The sequence below is a fragment of the uncultured Arcanobacterium sp. genome, assembly GCF_947253055.1.
GTDB lineage: Bacteria > Actinomycetota > Actinomycetes > Actinomycetales > Actinomycetaceae > Arcanobacterium_A.
In genome coordinates, this window is the sequence record NZ_CAMXYE010000118.1 from 1 (window position 1) to 2,588 (window position 2,588).

The following is a 2,588-nucleotide window of genomic DNA, read 5'->3' on the forward strand; positions in this document are numbered from 1 at the left end:
TGGCCTTCTCCAATGACCGCACCAATTTCGATCCGCGCGTAGCTCTCGGATATGCCATGGTATATCCAGTTGCGATGGTGGCAAAGATTTTCTGTGGGCAGATTTTAGGATCTTTTGCAATGTTCTAAAAGGCTCTAGAAATAAAAATGCCTGGGGGAAATTCCCTCAGGCATTTTTATTTACTCTTTTATTTGCGCTTTTCTACTTCTCTTATAGCATTGAATACTCATCCCAAAATATTTCAGCAAAATTTTTCAAGCCGGATTATATTATCAAAATTGCTAGGCACCCCATTTTAAGTACTCAGATTCTTAAATACTCAAACTCTTCCAGCTTTATACCGACTCCAGCTTTATACCGACTGAAAATTTTTCTGCTCTAAAGAATCGGGCAAAGTAGAGGTATCAACATCCATGCGCCAAGCCGGATCTAAGATAGTCCGAGCTAAAGCGAGACCAAAACCGATGGCCATCACCACGAAAAACACTTCTGCTAACGAAGAAAGCGCATCTAATACATTTCCTTCGTTGGCAGCCACTAGAGCTCGGTAAAAAGGCACTCCCGGTATCATAATCACTACCGCTGGCACAGAAAGCGATACCCGGGAATGCGCCGTCTTCCAAGCAATGACTGTAGAGAGGATACCGATTACCAGCGCGGCCATACCTACACTTACTTGCCAAGGTATATCTAGGCATTCTTGGAGTACGACAATACGCCCGGCATTAGCAAAAGCTCCTATCCCCGCGGCGGCCGCTGCCACTTTCCACGGCGCATTAAAGAGAACTGCAAAGCCGTATGCCGCTATAAAAGAACACAGTATGCGCAGAGTATTTCGCAAAGCGGGATCTAGCAGATGATTAACTGGATTATCCACATTCCAATCTGCAAAGTGGCATACCAACCAGACTGAAAGCCCGGCAGAGCCAATCACTAAGATGCAGTAGCAAAAGCGAGTGATAGCAGATTGATAATCACCGCGCACTAAATCCAACATCGCAGTAGTGAGAGGGAATCCAGGAATTAGATAGAGTATTGAAGATATTATTCCCGCCTCGTGCGTATATACCCCAGCGAGCTGGAAGTATTCATAGCAATCGAGGATTCCGATATAAAGAAGAGTAGATACAATCGCACAGACAATCCACACTAAAAAATGCGCGTAGTTGCGGTGCAGCATTATTTTTCGTACGTATTGCCCGATTCCCGCCGCAAAAAATACCGCAGAGCATTCCACAATGTAGCCACCATTCAAAAAGCAGAAAGCTGCACAGGCAATAGCGGCAAAAAATACCGTAACCCAGCGCCGATAGTGCCAATCATCTGCGGAAAGCTGCTTTAGAGCACGGCGAAAATCTGCTACCGTCGTCCCCGGGCGCAGCTTTTCGGAAAAAACCATCAGCCGGTCTAGTTTTTCTACGTTTACTCCCACTTGCCGTTGCTCAGTATACTGAGTGTGGTTTTTTTCGTTTTCCCAAGCTGTAGCAGTAATATGCTTCATCGAGATATGGGATTCGTATTTGGTAAGTCCTAGTGCTTTTGCCGCGCGAGCCAAACAAGATTTCACTCGGTAGCCACCAGCGCCGCAAGCCAGAAGAAGACTGCCAAAATCTAATATCGCTGCCGCTTTTTCGGCAAGTGAATCAGATGCACCAAAATCTTTTTCCTTTGCTGCCACTTCCGCTGCCATGCATCACTCCGCTTCAAATTTCTTAAATACTCAGCTCATACGTAAAGCTCATACGTAAAGATACTATCTATTATTAAAAACTGCTGACAAATTTTCCCTTAGCTTGTCTAGTTTATTACTGCTTATACGCCGTCCACAGCAGAGTGTGATACGGAAGTCTAATTATTCCTTCCGTAAAATCTATCCCCAGCTCCTCACAGATATACCAACGCAAATTTTCGCGCATTTTCTGCCGATTTTCTGCACTAGATTTAATCCACGAAGAACGAGTGGTGCCGAGAGCAAAGAGTTCTGGCACTTCTAGAGTATCTATCCAATAGCTGCGCTCCAGCTGCGGAGAAGAAAAATCTTTTCCTAGTTTAGGCGGTTTATCGAAACGGTGTACATCCCCGGAACGCATAATTCGCGAAAGCTGCAATACCCACGGTATAGAGACGTCGAATTGGTTATAAATTATCGCCACTGCGCCACCGGGAGTTAGAATTCGTGCCGCCTCTTGGGCCGTTTTTTCTGCATCTAACCAATGCCAGCACTGAGCGTAAGTGAGAAGGGAAAAAGTGGCGGGCGCAAATCCCGTATTTTCGGCGGTAGCGGAAATTAAGCGCGAAGCAGGAAAATCCGGAAGTTCCTGCCGGAAAATTTCCCGGAATTCTTTAGCTGGCTCTACCGCCCAGACGGAATCGCTTACCTGGCAAAGTTGCGCAGTGAGTTTCCCAGTACCCGCACCTATATCTGCCACTGGCGTATGTGAACTGAGCGGCAGCTGGGAAATAATATCTGCTGGATAGCTAGGGCGTACATCGCGATAGGCAGCAGCACCGCCGCCTATCTGTAAAAAAGGATTCTGTACTTCCGCTTTCACTACTTTATTTTCTTTTGGGTGTGGGAACGGGGCTCC

Annotated in this window: 2 protein-coding genes; both read right to left on the reverse strand. The window is 46.3% G+C overall.

Annotated features, from left to right (window positions below; translation table 11 throughout):
- Positions 1-352: 352 nt before the first annotated feature.
- Positions 353-1,690 (reverse strand): threonine/serine exporter ThrE family protein, encoded by a 1,338-nt coding sequence (locus tag Q0X35_RS06455; RefSeq protein WP_297566676.1) that lies wholly within the window; start codon positions 1,688-1,690, stop codon positions 353-355.
- A 115-nt stretch (positions 1,691-1,805) separates the two neighbouring features.
- Positions 1,806-2,588: class I SAM-dependent methyltransferase (locus Q0X35_RS06460; RefSeq protein WP_297566678.1), on the reverse strand; the 783-nt coding region annotated here is incomplete at its 5' end.